Below are 19,946 nucleotides of genomic sequence, written 5' to 3' on the forward strand. Positions count from 1 at the left end.
CGATGGATGCAGCCGAACGACCGGTGATCGCCGCGACGACGCGGACGGCGAAGCGGCGCGGACCGCGCCTCAGCCGCGCCGACCGCACCCCGCTCGGCCTGTGGTTCTGGGAAATCGACCGCGTGCTGCTGCTGCTCGTTTCGATGCTGATTGCGACCGGGCTCGTCGCCGTCGCGGCTGCCTCGCCCGTGGCGGCGCAGAAACTGTCGACCACGACCGCCAGCCTCGACCCGCTCTATTATTTCTATCGCCAGCTAATGTGGGTCGTCGTCGGCGTCCCGGTAATGCTCGCAGTGTCGATGCTGCCCAAGGCGCAGGCGCGGCGTTTTGCCATCTATGGCACCATCGCCTTCATGGCCCTGCTCTTCCTCGTGCCATTGATCGGCACAACGGTGAACGGCGCGCAGCGCTGGATCGGCAGCGGCATCTTCCGCCTCCAGCCGTCGGAGTTTCTGAAGCCGTTCTTCGCGGTCACGCTCGCGTGGATCCTGTCGCTGCGCCTCCACGACCAGAGCCTGCCCGTTGTCCCCTTGTCCTTCCTGCTCACCGGCGTCATCGGGGTGCTGCTGATGGGCCAGCCCGACCTCGGGCAGACGATCATCTTCATCGGAACCTGGCTGGTGCTCGTTATGGTCGCCGGGCTTTCGATGCGGATCATCGGCGTCCTCGCCGCAAGCGGCCTTGCCGGGATCGTCGTCGCATACTTCACCTATTCGGTCGCGCATCAGCGCATCAACAGCTGGCTGTTCGGCGAGGGCGACAGCTTTCAGGAGGACAAGGCGCACGCGACGATCACCGCCGGCGGGCTCATCGGCTCGGGCCCCGGCGCGGGGCTCGCCAAGTTCAAGCTGCCCGAAGCGCATACCGACTATATCTTCTCGGTGATCGGCGAGGAGTTCGGGATCATCGCGTGCATCGCGATCGCGGTGCTGTTTCTCGCGATCATCGTCCGCGTGCTGGTCCGCCTGCTCGACGAGGAGGACAGCTTCCTGATCCTCGCGGTCGCGGGGCTGATCGCGCAGTTCGGCGGACAGGCGACGATCAATATGGCAGTGAACACCCAGCTCTTCCCGTCGAAGGGCATGACCCTCCCCTTCATCAGCTATGGGGGCTCGTCATTCATCGCTTTGTCGATCGGTATGGGTTTGCTCTTGTCGCTGACCCGCCGGAACCCCTATGCGGCGCGGGTGTCCCTCACCCGCAACTGGAACAATAGATGACAGCGACCCGCCACTTCCTCCTCGCCGCCGGGGGAACCGGGGGGCATATGCTGCCCGCCTATGCCCTCGCGGGCGAGCTGATCGCGCGCGGGCACCGCGTGGCGCTGGTGAGCGACGATCGCGGCCTCAAGATTCCGGGCGCCCCTGCCGATCTCGAAACGCATGTCCTTCCCGCCGGCCGCGTGTCGGGCGGCCCCGTCGGCTGGGTCAGGGCGGCGCTCGCGATCCGCAAGGGGCGCCGCATGGCCATCGACCTGATCGAGGAATTCGATCCCGCCGTCGTCGTCGGCTTCGGCGGCTATCCCTCGCTCCCCAGCCTGCTCGCGGCGGGCGCGACCAGGCGCCCGCGGGTGATCCACGAACAGAATGCCGTGCTCGGCCGCGTCAACCGGTTGATGGCGCCGCGCGTCGACGCAGTCGCGGTTGCCTATCGCAATATCCAGCGCTTTCCGGCGGGGCATGAGCTCAAGAAGCATATCACCGGCAACCCGGTGCGCGACGAGATCGCCCAAATCCGCGACGATGGCTTCCCGCCGCTTCCCGAGGACGGCATCGTCCGCTTGCTCGTCGTCGGCGGCAGCTTGGGCGCCACGGTGCTGAGCGATGTTGTCCCCGCCGCAATCGCGATGCTGCCGCGCGCGCTGCTCGACCGGCTGCAGGTCGTGCAGCAGTGCCGCGAGGACGATATCGAGGCGGTGCGCGCCAAATATGCCGACCTCGGCGTCGCTGCCGAATGCGCGCCCTATATCGAGGATTTTCCCGAGCGGCTGCGCTGGGCGCATCTGGTGATCGCGCGCGCGGGCGCATCGACCGTTGCCGAGCTCGCCTGCGCCGGGCGTCCCGCGATCTTTGTCCCCTATCCGCACGCGATGGACAATCACCAGACCTACAATGTCGTCGATCTGGTCGAGGCAGGCGGAGCGATTTCGTTCCAGCAGCCCGATTTTACCGCGGCAGAGGTTGCGAAGCATATCCAGCGCATGGCGCTCGAACCCGGCGCGCTCGAAGAGGCGGCCGAACGCGCCGCGAGCTGCGGTCTTCCGAACGCGACGCGCGACCTTGCCGATCTTGTCGAGTCGCTCGCCGCACCGCCGATGATGGACGTGATCCGCGTCGGATCGCCTTCGCGCGGCGCTGCCGTTGCGTCCGGCGTCGCCGCGACGCGCGCGGGAGAACGCTGATGCGCGGCGTTGCGACCGATATCGGCATCATCCACTTCATCGGCATCGGCGGCATCGGCATGTCGGGGATCGCCGAGGTGATGCACAATCTTGGCTATCAGGTGCAGGGCAGCGACATCGCCGACTCCTATGTGGTCGAGGGACTTCGGGGGCGCGGGATCAAGGTCGCGATCGGCCACGACGCGTCGAACGTCGACGGCGTCGCGGTCGTCGTCACCTCGACCGCGGTCAAGCGCGGCAATCCCGAGGTCGAGGCGGCGCTCGCGCACCGTATCCCGATCGTCCGCCGCGCCGAAATGCTCGCCGAGTTGATGCGCCTCAAGTCGACCGTCGCGATCGCCGGCACGCACGGCAAGACGACGACGACCAGCCTCGTTGCCGCGCTGCTCGATGCGGGCGGGATCGACCCGACGGTGATCAACGGCGGCATCATCAACAATTATGGTTCGAACGCTCGCCTCGGGGCGAGCGACTGGATGGTGGTCGAGGCCGACGAGAGCGACGGCAGCTTCCTGCGCCTCGACGGCACGATCGCGGTCGTCACCAACATCGATCCCGAACATCTCGACCATTATGGCAGCTTCGACGCGATCAAGGACGCCTTCGTCGAGTTTATCGAGAATGTGCCCTTTTACGGGGCGGCGATGCTCTGTCTTGACCATCCCGAGGTGCAGGCGATTATCCCGCGCATCCGCGACCGCCGCATCGTGACCTATGGCTTTTCGGCGCAGGCCGATGTGCGCGGCACCAATGTGACCCCCGGCCCCGACGGCAACCGCTTCGACGTCGTCGTACGCGACCGCGACGGGAACAGCCGGACGATCGAGGGCATCCACCTGCCGATGTCGGGTCGCCACAATGTCCAGAATGCGCTCGCGGCGATTGCTGTCGCGCTGCACATGGGCGTCAGCGACGACAAGATCGCATCGGGCTTCAACGGATTTGCCGGGGTCAAGCGCCGCTTCACCAAGGTCGGCGAGATCGCGGTCAAGGACGGTATCGTCACCGTCATCGACGATTATGCGCACCACCCGGTCGAGATCCGCGCAGTCCTGTCGGCGGCGCGCGAAGGGGCAGGGGCGGGGCGTGTTGTCGCGGTCGTCCAGCCACACCGCTTCACGCGGCTTCGCGATCATATGGACGATTTCCAGCAGGCGTTTAACGACGCCGACATGGTGCTCGCGCTCCCCGTCTATGCGGCGGGCGAAAGCCCGATGGAGGGTGTGTCGTCGGATACGCTGGTCGCGGGCCTCCGCGACCGCGGCCATCGCCATGCCTCGACCGTTGCCGACGCGGCCGCGCTCGCGGACAATATCGCGGGCGGGATCAAGGCGGGCAGCCTGCGCGGCGGCGACATGGTCATCTGTCTCGGCGCGGGCGACATCACCAAAATGGCGGCCGGCCTCGCCGCGGCGGTGGCGGCGGCATGAGCGCGGCCGAAACCCTTCCCGCGGTGCGCGGCAAGTTGACGCCGAAGGCACCGCTGGCGCCGCTCGTCTGGTTCAAGTCGGGCGGCCCCGCCGACTGGCTGTTCGAGCCGAAGGACGCCGACGATCTCGCCGCCTTCCTCCGCGATCTCGATCCCGCGATCCCGGTGATGGCGCTCGGCCTCGGCTCGAACCTGATCGTCCGCGACGGCGGCTTTCCCGGCGTCGTCGTCCGGCTCGGCAAGGCGTTCGCGAAGGTGGTTGTTGAGGATGGGCAGACGCTAAGCTGCGGCGGCGGCGCTTCTGGCATTCTGGTCTCTTCGACGGCACGGGATGCCGGTGTAGGCGGCCTCGAATTTCTTCGCTCCATTCCGGGCACCGTTGGTGGCTTCGTCCGCATGAACGGCGGTGCTTATGGTCGCGAGGTGAAAGACATTCTGATCAGTTGCGAGGTCGTGCTTCGGTCAGGTCAGCGCAAATTCCTTGCTTTGGAAGACCTCGGCTACACTTATCGCCACAGCGAATTGCCCGAGGGCGCGGTCGTCGTCGGCGCAACCTTCCGTGGCTATCGGGATGAACCCACAGCCATTCAGGCCGAAATGGACCGCATCTCGGCGAGCCGCGAAGCCTCGCAGCCGCTGCGTTCGAAGACCGGCGGCTCGACCTTCAAGAACCCCGACGGGTACAAGGCGTGGCAGCTTGTCGATGAAGCCGGCTGCCGCGGCTTCGCGGTCGGCGGCGCGCAGGTTAGCGAGAAGCACACCAACTTCCTGATCAACACCGGCGACGCGACAAGCGCCGATATCGAGGCGCTCGGCGAGGAAGTCCGCCGCCGGGTGAAGGACAAGAGCGGCATCGATTTGCAATGGGAGATACAGCGCGTGGGTAAGCCCGAATGAGCCGAGGGCCGTGGCATGTCGCCGTCCTGATGGGCGGCTGGTCCGCCGAACGCGAAGTGTCGCTGATGAGCGGCAACGGCGTCGCCGACGCGCTCGAAAGCCGGGGCCACAAGGTCACGCGCATCGACATGGACCGCGACGTCGCCTTGCGGCTCGCCGAGGCGAAACCCGACGTCGTGTTCAACGCGCTCCATGGCGTCCCGGGCGAGGACGGCACCGTGCAGGGCATGCTCGACCTGATGGGCCTCAAATATACCCACAGCGGGCTCGTCACCTCGGTGATCGCGATCGACAAGGAATTGACGAAACAGGCGCTCGTACCGCATGGTGTGCCCATGCCGACGGGGGTGATGGTCGACAGCGAAAGCCTGTTTTCAGTCGACCCCTTGCCGCGCCCCTATGTCCTCAAACCCGTCAACGAAGGCTCCTCGGTCGGCGTCGCGATCGTCAAGGACGACAGCAATTACGGCAACCCGATCGCGCGTGACGCGGTGGGGCCGTGGCAGGAGTTCGACCGGCTGCTCGCCGAACCCTTCATCAAGGGGCGCGAACTCACCGTCGCGGTACTCGGCGACACGCCGCTCGCCGTCACCGAATTGCGCGTCAAGTCGGGCTTTTACGATTATGACGCCAAATATACCGACGGGCTGACCGAACATGTCTGCCCCGCGGACGTCCCCGCCGACGTCGCGCAGCGGATGAAGGATCTCGCGCTGCAATCGCACCGCCTGCTCGGTTGCAAGGGCGCGTCGCGCTCGGATTTCCGCTGGGACGACGAACATGGCCTCGCGGGCATCTTCCTGCTCGAGGTCAACACCCAACCCGGCATGACGCCACTCAGCCTCGTGCCCGAGCAAGCGCGCGCCATCGGCATGGATTATGCCGAACTCGTCGAACGTATCGTGGGGGAAGCCCTGTCATGAGAATGAAGTCATGAGCAGTACGAAGATCAAGCGCGGCAAGGCCGCGCCGCGGCGCCCCGCGCGCACGACGAAGAAGCGGCGCTCGGTCCAGAAGTCCCGCCTCAACGCGGTGATCAATGCGCTGCCCGTGTCGCCGCAGCAGCTTCAGCGCGTCGCCAACTGGACGATCGGCCTCGGCCTCGCCGCGCTGGTCGTGCTCGTTGCCCATGCGACCGGCGTCACCGCGAAAATTCACGAGGAATATGCCCAGGCGGTCGGCCGGGCGGGCTTCATGGTCAAGAAGGTCGAGGTTGTCGGCGCCGACCGCATCGACCGGCTCAAGGTCTATGACATCGCGCTCGCGCAGAAGGACCGCTCGATGGCGGCGGTCGACCTGGAGGATGTGCGCCACGATCTGATGCAATATGGCTGGATCAAGGACGCGCGCGTTTCGCGCCGTCTGCCCGACACGCTCGTCGTCGACATCGTCGAACGCTCGCCCGCCGCGATCTGGCAGCACAACAATCGCCTCTCGCTGATCGACGAAAAGGGCGTCGTGCTCGAACCCGTCAGCGTCGCGACGATGCCCGACCTGCCGCTCGTCATCGGGCCGCGCGCGAACCAGCGCGCGCAGGATCTCGAACGCCTGCTCGCCGAGGCGAGCAGCCTCAAGGAGCTGCTCGCGGGAGCGACCTGGGTCGGCAACCGCCGCTGGGATCTGCGTTTCCGCAGCGGTGAGACGCTGTCGCTCCCCGAGGGTGAGGGCGAGGCGAAGGCTGCGCTTGCCAGGTTCGCCCATATGGACGGCGCCAACCGGTTGCTCGGGCGCGGAATATTGCGTTTCGACATGCGCGACCCGTCGCGTTTCGTGCTACGCTTGCCGCACGAAGGGCAGGTGGCGCCGACGAAGCTCGAAGACGCGCGCGATGCGGTCGACGCCGTTGCCGCGGCCAGTTCGGCGGAGAAAGGATAAGCCATGGCGCCGCCGCGCATCGAAAAGATCATCACCGCGCTCGATGTCGGGTCGTGGAAGGTCTGCGCGCTGATCGCGGGGCAGACGGCGGACGGTGCGCTCCATGTCCTCGGCACCGGCCAGCGCGAGAGCCGGGGCGTCCAGCGCGGCTATGTCGCCGACATGGAACAGACCGAGCATATCGTGCGTGAGGCGATCGAGCAGGCCGAACGCATTGCAGGGCTGAACATCGACGATGTCTGGGTCAGCTTCTCGGCGGGCAGCCTGCTCAGCGATGTCGCGCCGATCGAGAGCGAGCTTGGCGGCCACCGCATCGAGCAGGAGGATATCGACGACCTGCTCGCCGCGGGACGCGCCGGCATCGACCCCGAGGGACGGATGATTCTGCACGCGCAGCCCGCGCTCTACACGCTCGACGGCCTCACCGGGGTCAAGAACCCGATCGGCCTTCACGCCGACCGGCTCGGCGTCGACATCCATATCATCATGGCCGATGGCGCGCCGGTGCGGAACCTAGAGGCTGCGGTGCGGCAGGCGCATCTCGACGTCAACGCGGTCGTGGCGTCGCCGATCGCCGCAGGGCTCGCCTGCCTGTCGGACGAGGAGCGCGACCTCGGCGTCGCGCTCGTCGAGCTTGGCGCGGCGGTCACCACCGTCTCGCTCTACGCGGGGGGGATGCTGGTCGAAATGGCGTCGCTGCCCTTCGGCGCCAGCGACATAACCGACGACATCGCTTCGGCCTTCGGTATCCGCCGCAGCCAGGCGCAGCGGTTGCAGAGCTTCTATGGCTCGGCCTCGGCCAGTCCGCGCGACAATAACGAGATCATCGAGCTTGACCCTTCCGCCCCCGCCGGGTCGGATTCGCCGCGCATCACGCGTGCGCAGCTCGTTGCGGTCATCCGCCAGCGCCTCGACGCGATGATGGGAGACGTCGGGAGGACGCTGAAAGACCTGCATTTTGTCGGCCCGGTTGGCCGCCAGGTCGTGCTCGTCGGTGGCGGCGCGGACCTGAAAGGGATCGCCGATTATACCCAGAGCGCGCTCGGCCGCGCCGCGCGCATCGGCCGACCGCGCGGTCTGCACGGCCTGCCCGACGCGCATTCGGGCCCCGCTTTCGCGACGCTCGCGGGACTGGTTCTCTACGCCGCGTCGGACCCGGTGGACCTTCGCGACCTGCCGATGATGGCGCAGGATGTGTACCGGCCGAAGAGCACCGGGATCATCAACCGTTTGATGGCCGCTCTCAAGAGCAGTTTTTGATGCCCAGGGGGCGAAAAGGTTAATTTTTTGGGTGATTCCGAGGTCACAATAGTGCAATGCAATACCAGAATGCCGGACGGTGGGACTGACGTCCGGATGGGTCGCAAGGTGAGGGAAGCGGCGCAGGTCCGCCGCTGCAGGGAGATTAGTGGATGAGCATCAATATTGGCCCGCCGCAGGTCGATGAACTGAAACCGCGTATCGCGGTTATCGGGGTTGGCGGCGCCGGGGGCAATGCCATCGCCAACATGATCGCCTCGCGCGTCGAGGGCGTCGATTTCGTCGTCGCCAACACCGACGCGCAGGCGCTGAACGCATCGCCGGCCGAACGCCGCATCCAGCTGGGGACGCAGATCACCCAGGGGCTGGGCGCGGGTTCGCGGCCCGAGGTCGGCCGCGCGGCCGCCGAGGAAAGCATCGCGCAGGTCGAAGAGGCGCTGAACGGTGCGCATATGTGCTTCATCGCCGCGGGTATGGGCGGCGGCACCGGCACCGGTGCGGCGCCGGTGATCGCCAAGGCGGCGCGCGACCGCGGCATCCTGACCGTCGGCGTCGTGACCAAGCCCTTCACCTTCGAGGGTAATCGCCGGATGCGCTCGGCCGAGGCCGGCATCGCCGAGTTGCAGGATCATGTCGACACGCTGATCGTCATTCCGAACCAGAACCTCTTCCTCGTCGCCAACCCGAACACGACCTTCAAGGAAGCGTTCACGATGGCCGACGAAGTGCTCCAGCAGGGCGTTCGCGGCATCACCGACCTGATGGTCATGCCCGGCCTCATCAACCTCGACTTCGCCGACGTGCGCAGCGTGATGCGCGAAATGGGCAAGGCGATGATGGGCACCGGCGAGGCCGAAGGCGACGGCCGCGCGCTCGAGGCGGCGCAAAAGGCGATTGCCAATCCGCTGCTCGACGGCGTGTCGATGGCGGGCGCGAAGGGCGTCATCATCTCGATCACCGGCGGCGAGGACATGCGCCTGATGGAGGTCGACGAGGCGGCGAACCACATCCGCGAGCTGGTCGACCCCGATGCGAACATCATCTGGGGCAGCGCCTTTAACGAGGGGCTTGAGGGCAAGATTCGCGTGTCGGTCGTTGCGACCGGCATCGACGGCACCGGCGAGGTCGCAGCCCCCGCGGCGGCGATGACGCGTGGTTTCTCGTTCCAGCCCGCGCGCGCCGCGGCGCCCGCGCCGGTCGCCGAGGAAATGCTCGTCGAACCCGAGGCCGAAGAAACGCCGGTCGAGGCGGCCGCCGGGGAATTCGCCAGCGATCCTGCGCCCGGCTTCTCGCTCGGCGAAGCGCCCGAGGCTCGCGCTGCCGAGGTGGCAGAGGAGGAGCCGATGGAATTGTCGCAGGTCGCGGCGACCTATGACGACACCACCGACGAGCTGGTGCTCAGCGAACCCGAGGCTCCGGCTGGCGATGCCGGCCCGGAATCGACGGTTGCTGCCGAAGAGGCGCCGGCGCGCTCGCTTGGCGGCGGTACCCTGTTCGAACGCATGTCGCGCCTGTCGCGTGGCGGCGGCGCGGCCGAACGGGACGAGGACAAGGACGACGGGGTCGACCTGCCGCGATTCCTCGGTCGCCAGAACAACCAGTAACAGGGCAGCGATCGGCCGCCCGTCAGGGCAAGGCAGGCCGACAAGCGGGATGATCTGACTTGCCCCTGCGGTACAAGACACTGAAGACCGGGCCCCGGCGGACGCGGCGTTTCGCCGCCATGGTCGGGGCCCTTTTGCTTGGCACCTGTATCGCGGCCCCGGTCGCGGCGATGCAGGCGGCGGCGCCCGACGCGGCGACGCGCGCCGCGCTTGAAAAGCGCACCGCGGCGCGGACGATGCTGTCCTCGGCGGTCAGCCGCCTCGCGACCAATGCCAACGACACATCGGCGCTCCTCGACGCCGGGCGCGCCTCGATCGAGCTCGAGGATTATCGCGCGGCGATCACGTTTCTGACCCGCGCCGAACAGGCAAGTCCGCGCGACGGTTCGATCAAGGCGGCGCTCGGTTCGGCCATGGTCCATATGGAAACGCCGACGCGCGCGCTCGACTATTTCGGTGAAGCCCAGCTTCTCGGCGCACCCGAGCGGCTATTCCTCGCCGATCGCGGGCTCGCGCGCGACTTGCTGGGGCAACAGGATGCGGCGCAGCGCGATTACCAGCTCGCCCTGTCGATCGCCCCGAACGAAGAAACCGTCCGCCGCTATGCGCTGTCGCTGGCAATCAACGGCGAGCCCGATCGCGCCATCCAGTTCTTGACGCCGCAGCTCAAGGCGCAGGATCGCGCCGCCTGGCGCCTGCGCGCGATGATCCTCGCGATCAACGGCCGCAACGACGAAGCAACCGAGATCGTCAATGCGACGATGCCCGCCGCCCTTGCGCAGAATATCATTCCCTACCTCGTCAAGCTCGACCGCCTCAACCCCGCGCAGCAGGCGGCGGCGGCGCATTTCGGTCGCTTCCCGAGCGGCCAGCTCGGTCCGCCGCGCAAGCCGGTCCAGATTGCAGCCGCAACCCCGCCGCCCGCTCCCGCGCCGGTGGCGACCGGCAAGCGCAGCAAGCCGCCCGCGGCGACGCCCAAAGCTGCCGTGAAACCGACGCCGGCGCCGGCAACCGCTCGTCAGCCAGCTCTTGCCAGCGCCGAGCAGTACCCGCCCGGTTTTTCGCCGACGCCGAAACCGGCGGCCGCTCGCGCGCCGGCTCCCGCCGGTACCGAACAATTACCGCCGGGCTTTTCGCCGACGCCGAAACCGGCTCCCGCCCCTGCGCTTGCCGGTACGCGCCCGGCGGCTGCGGCGATCACGCCGACGCCGGCATCTGGTGCCGCCGCGTCGGGTCCGCCCGAACTGCAGTCGCCATTCCGGCCGACGATCCGGCCGGCGACGTCCGTGCCGCCGGCCGGTCCGGCTGCGGCCCCTGCGTCGCCGCCTGCGAGTTCACTGCCGGCGTCGGCGAGTGCGACGACGCCAACGTCCGTCGACGCCGCGCCGGCCAAGCCTCCGGTCGGCCCGGGATTCTCGATCAACGATCTCGGCAGGTCGGCAGACGCGGCACCCGTTCCCGCTGTAAGCGCGTCGTCCGCGCCCGAGACGGCGGCCGTCATGCCGCCGCCCGCGCCGCCTCCATCCCCCGCGGCAAGCGTCGATCCCGCGCCGCTGGCTTCGCTGGCGGCGATCGCCAGTTCGATCGAGATTCCGACCGAGGAGCTTGCGCAGGCCGACAATGCGATCGGCGCCGACACGCTCGCGAAGCTGCGCGAAGAGAAAAGGCGCGCCGATGCCGCCGAGGCGGCGAAGCGCGAGAAGGACGAGGCCGCGGCGAAGGCAAAGGCGGAAGCCGATGCGAAGGCCAAGGCCGAAGCGGCGGAAAAGAAAGCCAATCCCGCACGCCTCTGGGTCCAGATCGCGACCGGTGCCAATCCGAAGGCGCTGGCGACCGACTTCGGCAAATTCGCGAAGAAGAGCCCCGATCTGTTCAAGGGCAAGGCGGGCGCGACGACCGAATGGGGCAAGACGCGCCGCCTGCTCGTCGGCCCGTTCAAGGACAAGAAGGCCGCGCAGGACTGGCTGGCGAGCTACAAGAAGGCGGGCGGCGACGGCTTCCTCTTCAACAGCGAAGCCGGCCAAGACGTCGATCCGATCAAATGAGCGTTGCCGCCTGCGCCAGCGACCCGGCGCGAAGTCGCGGGCGATGGCATGACGAACCGGGCCGCGTCGTGCGCGGGCCGCGCGATATGTTCCAGCGCGACCGCGACCGCATCATCCATTCGATCGCCTTTCGCCGTTTGCGACACAAGACGCAGGTCTTTATCGCGCCCGACGGCGATCATTATCGCGTGCGCCTGACGCACAGTATCGAGGTCGCGCAGATCGGCCGCGGTATCGCCCGCGCGCTCGGCCTCAACGAAGATCTGACCGAGGCGCTGTGCCTCGCGCATGACATCGGCCATCCGCCCTTCGGCCACGCCGGTGAGGACGCGCTGAAAGCCGCGATGTTCGGCCATGGCGGTTTCGACCACAATGGCCATACGCTGCGCACGCTGGCGCGGCTCGAATGCCCCTATCCGCTGTTCGACGGGATCAACCTGACCTGGGAGACGCTGGAAGGGCTCGCAAAACACAATGGCCCGGTCCGCCATCCGGGCTGGGCACTCGCCGATATCGACGCCGAATTCCCCCTCGACCTTGCCAGCCACGCCAGCCTCGAAGCGCAGATTGCGGCGGTCGCCGACGATATCGCTTATGACAATCATGATATCGACGACGGCCTGCGTGCGGGGTTGCTCGACCTCGACCAGCTGATGGACCAGCCGTTCGTCGCCGCCAATTTCCGCGCCGTCGAAGCACGCTTTCCCGATGCTCCCCGCGACCGGCTCTTGCGCGAACTGGTGCGCGACCAGATCGGCGTCATGGTCAACGACGTCATCGCGGCGACCGAAGCCAATGTGATCGAGGCAGGCGTGGCGTCCGTCGCCGACGTGCGTGATGCTGGTCGCATGCTCGGCGGTTTCTCGCCCGACCTTGCGCGGCAGGAGCGCGACCTCAAGCGTTTCATGTACGCCAATCTCTATCACCACCCCTCGCAGCTCGCGGCTGCCGCCGGCGCGAAACAGGTGATCGTGCGGCTGTTCGAAGCCTATGCCAACGACCCGCGTCTGATGGGCAGTGACTGGTCGTCGCGCCTGCCCGGCGAAGAATGCGCGACAATAAGACATATCGGCGACTATATTGCCGGCATGACCGATCGTTTCGCCATCGACCGCTACGCCGCGATTTTCGGGCGCGACGCGGTGCCCGAGGCACTGGCGCATGTCTGACGTACTGCTCGTCGGTGCGACCGGAATGATCGGTCGTTCGGTGATCGAACAGGCACCCGCGTGCGCGCTCACGATCCTTGCGCGCCGCGAGGTCGAAGAAGGGCTGGGGGGTCATGGCGTCATCGTCGCGCCGTCGGAGGGCTGGAGCGAGCTGATAGCCGCCCGAAAGCCGGCCACGCTGATCTGCTGTCTTGGCACGACGATCCGGCAGGCGGGGTCGCAAGCGGCGTTTCGCGCCGTCGACCACGACCTCGTCCTTGCCGCCGCCGAGGGCGCGCGGCGCGGCGGCGCGCGGCAGATGATTGTCGTCAGTTCGGTCGGTGCGGCGGCGAAGAGCGGCAATTTCTACCTTCGCACCAAGGGCGAGACCGAGCAGGCCCTCCGCGCCCTCGGTTTCGAGAGGCTCGACATTCTCCGCCCCGGCTTGCTCACCGGCAACCGGGCCGGGCCGGCGCGTTTCGGCGAGGGGCTGGCGATGATCGCGGCGCCGCTCACCGACGCGCTCATGCACGGCTCGCTCCGTCGCTATCGCTCGATCCCCGGCGCATTGGTCGCGCGCGCGATCGTCGCGCTGGTCGGCCGGACCGAATCCGGCGCGTATATCCACGAAAACGACGCAATCCGCGCGCTCGCCGATTGACTCCGCAAAAGGCGGGCGTCAAGGCTCGGACGTCCGTCGCATCCCCCTGCAGGGGATTCGACCGGTCGCGCGGGAGAGCGCGGGACAGGGCAACCTGATCCGCCACCGAAGGAGCAACCGCCCCGGAAACTCTCAGGTCAACGGACCGCGCTGGCTGGAACGGACACTCTGGAAAGCGTTCCGGCCGCCTCGACTGGGTGAGGATCGGAACCACCGAAGGGGTAACTCCATCGCCTGATGGAGGAAAACTCTCAGGTTCCCGTGACAGAGGGGGCATGGCGGAAACCGCGGCAACCCGCCGCGCGTTCGCCATGTCAACCGCGGGAGACTGACATGACTGAAACGGATTTTACGGGCGAAGAGGCGGTAGAGACCGCAACCCTGCCGCTCGACGCTTGGCACCGCGCGAAGGGTGGCCGGATGGTCGAGTTCGCCGGCTACTGGATGCCGATTCAGTATGAAGGCATCATGGCCGAGCACCAATGGGTCCGCGAAAACGCCGGCCTGTTCGACGTCAGTCACATGGGCCAGCTCTATTTATCGGGCGAAGGTCTCGACGAGGCGCTCGAGACGATCGTGCCCGGCGATGTGAAGAGCCTAGCGGTCGGTCGGATGCGCTACTCGCTACTCCTCAATGAAGAGGGCGGCATTCTCGACGATCTCATGCTCAGCCGCTGGCCCGAAGGCATCTACATGGTCGTCAATGGCGCGGTGAAGTGGGAGGATATCGGCCACCTTCGCGAAGCTTTGCCCGATGCGATCACGATCAACCATTTCGAGGACCGCGCGCTGCTTGCGCTGCAAGGGCCGAAGGCGTTCGACGCCCTGAAGCGCCATACGACGGGTCAATGGGGCCTCGACGCGCTCGTCTTCATGATGGGCGGGCCGTATCAGATCGGCGGCGTCGATGCGTGGATCAGCCGCTCGGGCTATACCGGCGAGGACGGGTTCGAGATTTCCGTCGATACCGACAAGGTGCAGCACGTTGCCGACCTTCTGTGCGGCGAGCCCGAAGTGAAGCCGATCGGCCTCGGCGCGCGCGACTCGCTCCGCCTCGAAGCCGGGCTGCCGCTCTATGGTCATGACCTCAACGAAGAGATCGATCCGATCGAGGGCGATCTGGCTTTCGCGATCAGCAAGCGCCGCCGCGAGGAAGGCGGCTTTCCCGGCGCGGCGCGCATTCTCGGTCATCTCGCCGACGGCTCGCCCCGCAAGCGCGTCGGTCTGCTGATCGACGGCAAACTGCCGGTTCGCGAGGGCGCCAAGCTGTTCGACGGCGAAGAGGAGATCGGCGTCGTGACGTCCGGCGGCTTCGCCCCCAGCGTCGGTGCGCCCATCGCGATGGGCTATGTGCCGCGCGACCACGCCGTGCCGGGAACCGCGATCGCCGCCGAGGTTCGCGGCAAACGCGTGCATTGCACCGTCGCCGCGATGCCCTTCATTCCACACCGCTATGTCCGCAAACAGGGAGGCTGACCGATGCCGCGTTACTATACCGAAGAGCATGAATGGATCGACGTCGACGGCGACGTGGCGACGGTCGGAATCACCGACTTCGCGCAGGGCCAACTCGGCGACATCGTCTTCGTCGAGGTTCCCGACACCGGCGCCGAACTCAGCGCAGGCGGCGACGCCGCGGTCGTCGAATCGGTGAAGGCGGCAAGCGACGTCTATGCGCCGGTCGACGGCACCGTGACCGAGGGCAATGGCCAGCTCGAGGAAGACCCCGCGCTGGTGAACAGTGACCCCGAGGGCGAGGGCTGGTTCTTCCGCATGACGCTGAGCGACAAGAGCCAGCTCGACGGGTTGATGAACGCCGAGGCGTACAAGGCCTTCATCGCCGATCTGTGACGCATGGCCCCTCCCGCGGAGGAGGGTCGAGGATGTGTGAGTAGCGACGCCGCGCTTGCCGACTGCCGCCTGATGGTGGCGACGCCGATCTATGACGGTGCGCAGGGCAGCTATGTCCGTGCGGCGCTCGATCTTGCGCTGCGTGCGCAGGCGGCGGGCATCGCGGTGCGCTTCGAATTCATCCTCTACCAGCCGGCGATCGGCCGCGCGCGCGACTTGCTCACCGCCATGTTTCTGGCCAGCGATTGCACGCACCTGCTGTTCGTCGACGCGGACCTTGATTTCTCGCCGGACGATGTCTTTTCGCTGATCCGCGCGATGGGGGCGAACCCCGACGTAGGCGTGATCGGCGGCGCCTGTCCGCGCCGGATGATCAACTGGCAGAATGTCGCGCGCGCGGTCGAGGCGGGGCTCGCGAAGGACGACCCCGCCGATCTTGCGCGCTATGCGGGCGATTTCGCGCTGCACTTCCTGAATGAGGGGGAGAGCTTCAAGCTCACCGAGCTTGTCGAGCTGTCGCGGCTCGGCACCGCGATGATGCTGGTCCGCCGCGCGGTGCTCGAAGCAATGCGCGGCGCGCTGCCTGACCTCGTGTTTCGTCCCGACCCCGGCGAGCGCCAGGCGCATGGGATCGGCGAAATCGAACCGTCCTTCTTCTCCCCACTCATCGATCCCGAGACCCGGGCGCTGCTGTCGGACGATTATGCCTTTTGCCGCCGCGTTCGCGACGCGGGCTTCCGGATCTGGCTCGCCCCCTGGATTCGCACGACCCACACCGGCCCCGCCGTCTTTTCGGGGACGCTTGCCGATACCGCCCGTCTTTTTTCAACAAAACCCGCTTCTTCTCCGGAGTAGTTCATGCGCTATCTGCCTCTCACCAGCGGCGACCGGTCGGCGATGCTCGCCGCCGTCGGCGCCTCGTCGATCGACGATCTGTTCGTCGACGTTCCCGCCGAAGCGCGGCTCGACGGCCCGATCCCCGGCCTGCCGAATCATGCGAGCGAGCTCGCGGTCGAACGCCATATGGCGGCGCTGGCGCGGCAGAATCGCGCGGCGGGCGACGGGCCCTTCTTCCTCGGGGCGGGTGCCTATCGCCACCATGTGCCGTCGAGCGTCGATCATCTGATCCAGCGCGGTGAGTTCCTGACCGCCTACACGCCCTATCAGCCCGAAATCGCGCAGGGCACGCTGCAGATGCTGTTCGAATTCCAGAGCCAGGTCGCGCGCCTGCTCGGCACCGACGTTGCCAATGCGTCGATGTACGACGGCTCGACGGCGTGCTGGGAAGCAATCGTGATGGCGCGGCGCGTCACCAAACGGGGCAAGGCTTTGCTCTCGACCGGCCTCCATCCTCATTACCGCAGCGTCGCGCGCACGATGGCGAAATATACCGGCGACGTGCTCGTCGACGGCGACCCCAGCCTCGAAGCTGGCACCGACTGGGCGGCGCTGGCGCAAGCGATCGACAAGGAAACGAGCTGCGTCGTCGTTCAATATCCCGACATCCTCGGCCGCATCGACGACATGACGGCACTCGCGAGCGCGTGCCAGGCAGCCGGCGCGCTGCTGATCGCGGTCGTCACCGAGCCCGTAGCGCTCGGCGCGATCAAGGCGCCCGGCGAGATGGGGGCGGACATCGTCGTCGGCGAAGGCCAGTCGCTCGGCGTCGGGCTCCAGTTCGGCGGACCCTATGTCGGCCTCTTCGCGTGCAAGGCGAAATATGTCCGCCAGATGCCCGGCCGCCTCTGCGGCGAGACGGTCGACGCCAATGGCAAGCGCGGCTTCGTGCTGACGCTTTCGACGCGCGAGCAGCATATCCGCCGCGAGAAGGCGACGAGCAATATCTGCACGAACTCGGGGCTTTGTGCGCTGGCGTTCAGCATTCACATGACGCTGCTCGGCGAAGCGGGCTTGCGTCAGCTCGCGGCGATCAATCACGGCCGTGCGAAGCTGGCTGCCGCCGAATTGGCCAAGGTGCCAGGCGTATCGGCGATGAACAGTGCCTTCTTCAACGAATTCACGCTGCTGTTGCCGACGGCAGCGCGGCCGGTCGTCCACCAGCTTGCCGAGAAGGGCGTGCTCGGCGGCGTGTCGCTCGGCCGCCTTTACCCCGACAATGATGGACTGGCTAACGGGCTCGTGGTGGCGGTGACCGAAACCGTGACCGAGGATGATATCGCCGCCTTTGCCGCGGCGCTGAAGGAGGTGCTGGCATGACCGCGCTCAACCGCGCCGGCTGGCGCCCCGAAATGACCGCCGGCGGTGCCGACGATAACGTCACCTTCACCGGCAACCGCGCGCTGATGCTCGAAGAGCCGCTGATCTTCGAGATCGGCTCGAGCGAAACCACGGGCGTCGATTTCGACGAGGAAACCCCTGTCGCCGATCTCGGCAATCTCGCGCGCTCGACGCCCATCGGCCTCCCGGGGCTCAGCGAGTCCGAAACCGTGCGGCACTACACCCGGCTGTCGCGCCAGAATTATGCGATCGACCTTGGCCTGTTCCCGCTCGGCAGCTGCACAATGAAGCACAACCCGCGCCTCAACGAAAAGGTCGCGCGGATGCCGGGCTTCGCCGACGCGCATCCGCTGCAGCCGCAAGAGACGGTGCAGGGCGCCTATGCGGTGATCCACGAGCTCGCCGAATGGCTGGTGACGCTCACCGGGATGCACAGCGTCGCGATGTCGCCCAAGGCGGGCGCGCATGGCGAGCTCTGCGGCATCCTCTGCATCAAGGCAGCGCTCGAAGCGCGCGGCGACGATCGCCGCGTGCTGCTCGTCCCTGAAAGCGCGCACGGCACCAACCCCGCGACCGCGGCCTTCGCGGGCTTTTCCGTCGAGGATATTCCGGCGACCGCCGAAGGCCGCGTCGACCTCGCGGCGCTGAAAGCGCGCCTCGGCCCCGATGTCGCGGGGGTGATGGTCACCAACCCCAACACCTGCGGCCTGTTCGAGCGCGACATGAAGGCGATCTCCGACGCGGTCCATGCGGCGGGCGGCTATGTCTATTGCGACGGCGCGAACTTCAACGCGATCGTCGGGCGCGTGCGGCCGGGCGACCTCGGCGTCGATGCGATGCACATCAATCTGCACAAGACCTTCTCGACCCCGCATGGCGGCGGCGGCCCCGGTTCGGGCCCGGTCGTGCTGTCCGAAGCGCTCGCGCCCTTCGCGCCGCTACCCTTCGTCGCAAAGCAGGCCGATGGCGGCTTCCGCCTGATCGAGGAGGAAAACGCGGGCGAGGATCATCCCGAGACCTTCGGCCGCATGACCGCCTTCCACGGCCAGATGGGCATGTTCACCCGCGCGCTGACCTATATCCTCAGCCACGGTGCCGACGGCCTCAAGCAGGTCGCCGAGGATGCGGTGCTCAACGCCAACTATATCCTGCGCAATCTCGAAGACGTGCTGGATGCGCCGTTCGGCTTCTCGGGGCCGTGCATGCACGAGGCGCTGTTCAGCGACAAAGGCCTCGCCGAGGGCTTCTCGACGCTCGATGTCGCCAAGGGGTTGATCGACGAGGGTTATCACCCGATGACAGTCTATTTCCCGCTCGTCGTTCACGGCGCGATGTTGGTCGAACCGACCGAGACCGAGTCGAAGGCGGTGCTAGACCAGTTCATCGGGGCGCTGCGCAGCATCGCGCTGCGCGCGAAGAACGGCGATCCGGCGCTGAAGTCGGCGCCGCACTTCGCGCCGCGCGCGCGTCTCGACGAGACCAAGGCCGCGCGTAACCCGGTGCTGGCGTGGAGCGAACCGGCGGCTGCGCCGGGCGCGCCGGTCGCAAGCGAAGTCGGGGGCGGCTGACCGGGGCTTTCCTCCATGGGCGCCCCGCCAAAGGAGGGAATGTCCATGTCGCCTGTTCTGTTCTGGTCGATCCTTGTCGCGGCGGTTCCGGGCGTCGTGCAGGGCGCGGAGCCCGCTGCTGCCGTCGCACCAACCCCGGCAGTGCAGCTCGCCGAGCTGGTCGCAGCCGACAAGGCCTTCGCCGAAAGGGCGCGCGAGCTGCCGTTTCCTGACGCAATCGGCGCAATGCTCGCGCCCGATGCCGTCATGCCGGCGCGCGGTGCAAAGCCGTTCCTGCGCTCGCGCGAGGAGATCGTCGCCTATCTCAAGGCCAATCCCGCGGCAGCGTCGGCCCGCGCCGAATGGGTGCCGGCACGCGGCGGGGTTTCGGCCGACGGGAAGCAGGGCTTCACCGCCGGCTATCTGACGATCACCCAGCCCGACGGTACCAAGCAGCCGGGCAAATATATGACCTATTGGGGGCTGACCGCCGAAGGTTGGCGCGCGCTCGCCTACAAGCGCGCGCTGCGGCCCGAGGGAGCCGTGGACAGCGCGTTCCATGCGCTAGGCGTGCCAGACGCTGCAGCGTGGCGCGGCCCCGCGCAGCGCAATGCCCTCGACACGCTGCTCGCCGCCGAGCGCGCCTTCGCGGCCAGGGCGCAGGTGATCGGTGTCGGCCCGGCCTTCGCCGAATATGGCCGCGCCGACGCGATCAACATGGGCGCGGGCGCGGGCTATACCGAAAGCGCCGCGGCGATCGCCGCAGGTTTCGATCCCGAGCCGGTGCCGGGACAGTCGATCGACTGGGGGCCCGACTTCGGCATTGTATCGGCGTCAGGCGACCTTGGCGTCAGCTTCGGCCGGATCGTCCCGAAGCAGCGCCCGCCCGGCCTTGCGGCCGACGCGCCGATCCCGGCATCGCCCTTTTTTACGATCTGGCATCGTGATACGCCGGCCAGTCCGTGGCGTTTTATCGCCGAATAGGGAGCA

General features: G+C 67.4%; 17 protein-coding genes and 2 riboswitches. All 17 genes read left to right on the top strand.

The genetic code is table 11. The annotated features are described in order from the left end of the window. The first annotated feature begins 2 nt into the window (after positions 1-2). The 17 genes from QOL79_RS02015 (at position 3) to QOL79_RS02095 (ending at position 19,940) form a co-directional block, all read left to right on the top strand. The gene (locus QOL79_RS02015; protein ID WP_167541728.1) at positions 3-1,220 is read left to right on the top strand and encodes an FtsW/RodA/SpoVE family cell cycle protein; all 1,218 of its coding nucleotides are present in this window, start codon (positions 3-5) and stop codon (positions 1,218-1,220) included. Continuing rightward, the gene (murG, locus tag QOL79_RS02020; protein WP_058454625.1) at positions 1,217-2,401 is read left to right on the top strand and encodes an undecaprenyldiphospho-muramoylpentapeptide beta-N-acetylglucosaminyltransferase; all 1,185 of its coding nucleotides are present in this window, start codon (positions 1,217-1,219) and stop codon (positions 2,399-2,401) included. The genes QOL79_RS02015 and murG overlap by 4 nt, the downstream gene beginning before the upstream one ends. Further along, positions 2,401-3,831: a UDP-N-acetylmuramate--L-alanine ligase gene (gene murC / locus QOL79_RS02025; protein WP_283418452.1), complete on the top strand. Its 1,431-nt coding sequence runs from the start codon at positions 2,401-2,403 to the stop codon at positions 3,829-3,831. Before murG ends, murC begins: the two co-directional genes overlap by 1 nt. After that, positions 3,828-4,727, top strand: coding sequence for a UDP-N-acetylmuramate dehydrogenase (murB, locus tag QOL79_RS02030; RefSeq protein ID WP_283418453.1), 900 nt, complete (start codon positions 3,828-3,830; stop codon positions 4,725-4,727). Before murC ends, murB begins: the two co-directional genes overlap by 4 nt. Then, the gene (locus QOL79_RS02035; protein WP_283418454.1) at positions 4,724-5,650 is read left to right on the top strand and encodes a D-alanine--D-alanine ligase; all 927 of its coding nucleotides are present in this window, start codon (positions 4,724-4,726) and stop codon (positions 5,648-5,650) included. The genes murB and QOL79_RS02035 overlap by 4 nt, the downstream gene beginning before the upstream one ends. A 10-nt stretch (positions 5,651-5,660) precedes the next feature. Next, complete coding sequence (locus QOL79_RS02040) at positions 5,661-6,602, top strand: cell division protein FtsQ/DivIB (protein ID WP_058454621.1); 942 nt, start codon at positions 5,661-5,663, stop codon at positions 6,600-6,602. A 3-nt stretch (positions 6,603-6,605) separates the two neighbouring features. After that, entirely contained in the window at positions 6,606-7,862 is a 1,257-nt protein-coding gene (gene ftsA, locus QOL79_RS02045) for a cell division protein FtsA (RefSeq protein ID WP_058454620.1), read from the top strand. Positions 7,863-8,014: 152 nt separating this feature from the next. Further along, entirely contained in the window at positions 8,015-9,466 is a 1,452-nt protein-coding gene (ftsZ, locus tag QOL79_RS02050; RefSeq protein WP_058454619.1) for a cell division protein FtsZ, read from the top strand. A gap of 119 nt (positions 9,467-9,585) precedes the next feature. Next, positions 9,586-11,511 carry a tetratricopeptide repeat protein gene (locus QOL79_RS02055; protein ID WP_283418455.1) on the top strand — a complete coding sequence of 642 codons (1,926 nt, stop codon included), beginning with the start codon at positions 9,586-9,588 and terminating at the stop codon, positions 11,509-11,511. Further along, the gene (locus QOL79_RS02060) at positions 11,508-12,680 is read left to right on the top strand and encodes a deoxyguanosinetriphosphate triphosphohydrolase (protein WP_282946593.1); all 1,173 of its coding nucleotides are present in this window, start codon (positions 11,508-11,510) and stop codon (positions 12,678-12,680) included. The genes QOL79_RS02055 and QOL79_RS02060 overlap by 4 nt, the downstream gene beginning before the upstream one ends. Continuing rightward, positions 12,673-13,320: a Rossmann-fold NAD(P)-binding domain-containing protein gene (locus QOL79_RS02065; protein WP_283418456.1), complete on the top strand. Its 648-nt coding sequence runs from the start codon at positions 12,673-12,675 to the stop codon at positions 13,318-13,320. The genes QOL79_RS02060 and QOL79_RS02065 overlap by 8 nt, the downstream gene beginning before the upstream one ends. Before the next feature lie 60 nt (positions 13,321-13,380). Next, positions 13,381-13,478: riboswitch (glycine riboswitch) on the top strand. Then, positions 13,479-13,598, top strand: a riboswitch (glycine riboswitch). It abuts the riboswitch before it with no gap. A 55-nt stretch (positions 13,599-13,653) separates the two neighbouring features. Beyond that, positions 13,654-14,796: a glycine cleavage system aminomethyltransferase GcvT gene (gcvT, locus tag QOL79_RS02070; protein WP_283418457.1), complete on the top strand. Its 1,143-nt coding sequence runs from the start codon at positions 13,654-13,656 to the stop codon at positions 14,794-14,796. Positions 14,797-14,799: 3 nt separating this feature from the next. Then, entirely contained in the window at positions 14,800-15,171 is a 372-nt protein-coding gene (gene gcvH, locus QOL79_RS02075; RefSeq protein WP_058454616.1) for a glycine cleavage system protein GcvH, read from the top strand. 36 nt (positions 15,172-15,207) lie between these two features. Continuing rightward, a complete protein-coding gene (locus QOL79_RS02080) occupies positions 15,208-16,026 on the top strand; it encodes a glycosyltransferase (RefSeq protein ID WP_283418458.1) in 819 nt (272 codons plus the stop codon). Positions 16,027-16,029: 3 nt separating this feature from the next. Continuing rightward, a complete protein-coding gene (gene gcvPA, locus QOL79_RS02085) occupies positions 16,030-17,388 on the top strand; it encodes an aminomethyl-transferring glycine dehydrogenase subunit GcvPA (RefSeq protein WP_283418459.1) in 1,359 nt (452 codons plus the stop codon). Then, entirely contained in the window at positions 17,385-18,977 is a 1,593-nt protein-coding gene (gene gcvPB, locus QOL79_RS02090; protein WP_283418460.1) for an aminomethyl-transferring glycine dehydrogenase subunit GcvPB, read from the top strand. Before gcvPA ends, gcvPB begins: the two co-directional genes overlap by 4 nt. A gap of 45 nt (positions 18,978-19,022) precedes the next feature. Next, positions 19,023-19,940 carry a hypothetical protein gene (locus tag QOL79_RS02095; RefSeq protein ID WP_283418461.1) on the top strand — a complete coding sequence of 306 codons (918 nt, stop codon included), beginning with the start codon at positions 19,023-19,025 and terminating at the stop codon, positions 19,938-19,940. Positions 19,941-19,946 lie beyond the last annotated feature (6 nt).

The sequence above is a fragment of the Sphingopyxis sp. Geo48 genome (genome assembly GCF_949769155.1).
Classification (GTDB): Bacteria; Pseudomonadota; Alphaproteobacteria; order Sphingomonadales; family Sphingomonadaceae; genus Sphingopyxis.

Coding starts and splice junctions, on each gene's coding strand:
- QOL79_RS02015 (WP_167541728.1), top strand. CDS start 3: ATGGATGCAGCCGAACGACCGGTGATCGCCGCGACGACGCGGACGGCG.
- murG (WP_058454625.1), top strand. CDS start 1,217: ATGACAGCGACCCGCCACTTCCTCCTCGCCGCCGGGGGAACCGGGGGG.
- murC (WP_283418452.1), top strand. CDS start 2,401: ATGCGCGGCGTTGCGACCGATATCGGCATCATCCACTTCATCGGCATC.
- murB (WP_283418453.1), top strand. CDS start 3,828: ATGAGCGCGGCCGAAACCCTTCCCGCGGTGCGCGGCAAGTTGACGCCG.
- QOL79_RS02035 (WP_283418454.1), top strand. CDS start 4,724: ATGAGCCGAGGGCCGTGGCATGTCGCCGTCCTGATGGGCGGCTGGTCC.
- QOL79_RS02040 (WP_058454621.1), top strand. CDS start 5,661: ATGAGCAGTACGAAGATCAAGCGCGGCAAGGCCGCGCCGCGGCGCCCC.
- ftsA (WP_058454620.1), top strand. CDS start 6,606: ATGGCGCCGCCGCGCATCGAAAAGATCATCACCGCGCTCGATGTCGGG.
- ftsZ (WP_058454619.1), top strand. CDS start 8,015: ATGAGCATCAATATTGGCCCGCCGCAGGTCGATGAACTGAAACCGCGT.
- QOL79_RS02055 (WP_283418455.1), top strand. CDS start 9,586: ATGGTCGGGGCCCTTTTGCTTGGCACCTGTATCGCGGCCCCGGTCGCG.
- QOL79_RS02060 (WP_282946593.1), top strand. CDS start 11,508: ATGAGCGTTGCCGCCTGCGCCAGCGACCCGGCGCGAAGTCGCGGGCGA.
- QOL79_RS02065 (WP_283418456.1), top strand. CDS start 12,673: ATGTCTGACGTACTGCTCGTCGGTGCGACCGGAATGATCGGTCGTTCG.
- gcvT (WP_283418457.1), top strand. CDS start 13,654: ATGACTGAAACGGATTTTACGGGCGAAGAGGCGGTAGAGACCGCAACC.
- gcvH (WP_058454616.1), top strand. CDS start 14,800: ATGCCGCGTTACTATACCGAAGAGCATGAATGGATCGACGTCGACGGC.
- gcvPA (WP_283418459.1), top strand. CDS start 16,030: ATGCGCTATCTGCCTCTCACCAGCGGCGACCGGTCGGCGATGCTCGCC.
- gcvPB (WP_283418460.1), top strand. CDS start 17,385: ATGACCGCGCTCAACCGCGCCGGCTGGCGCCCCGAAATGACCGCCGGC.
- QOL79_RS02095 (WP_283418461.1), top strand. CDS start 19,023: ATGTCGCCTGTTCTGTTCTGGTCGATCCTTGTCGCGGCGGTTCCGGGC.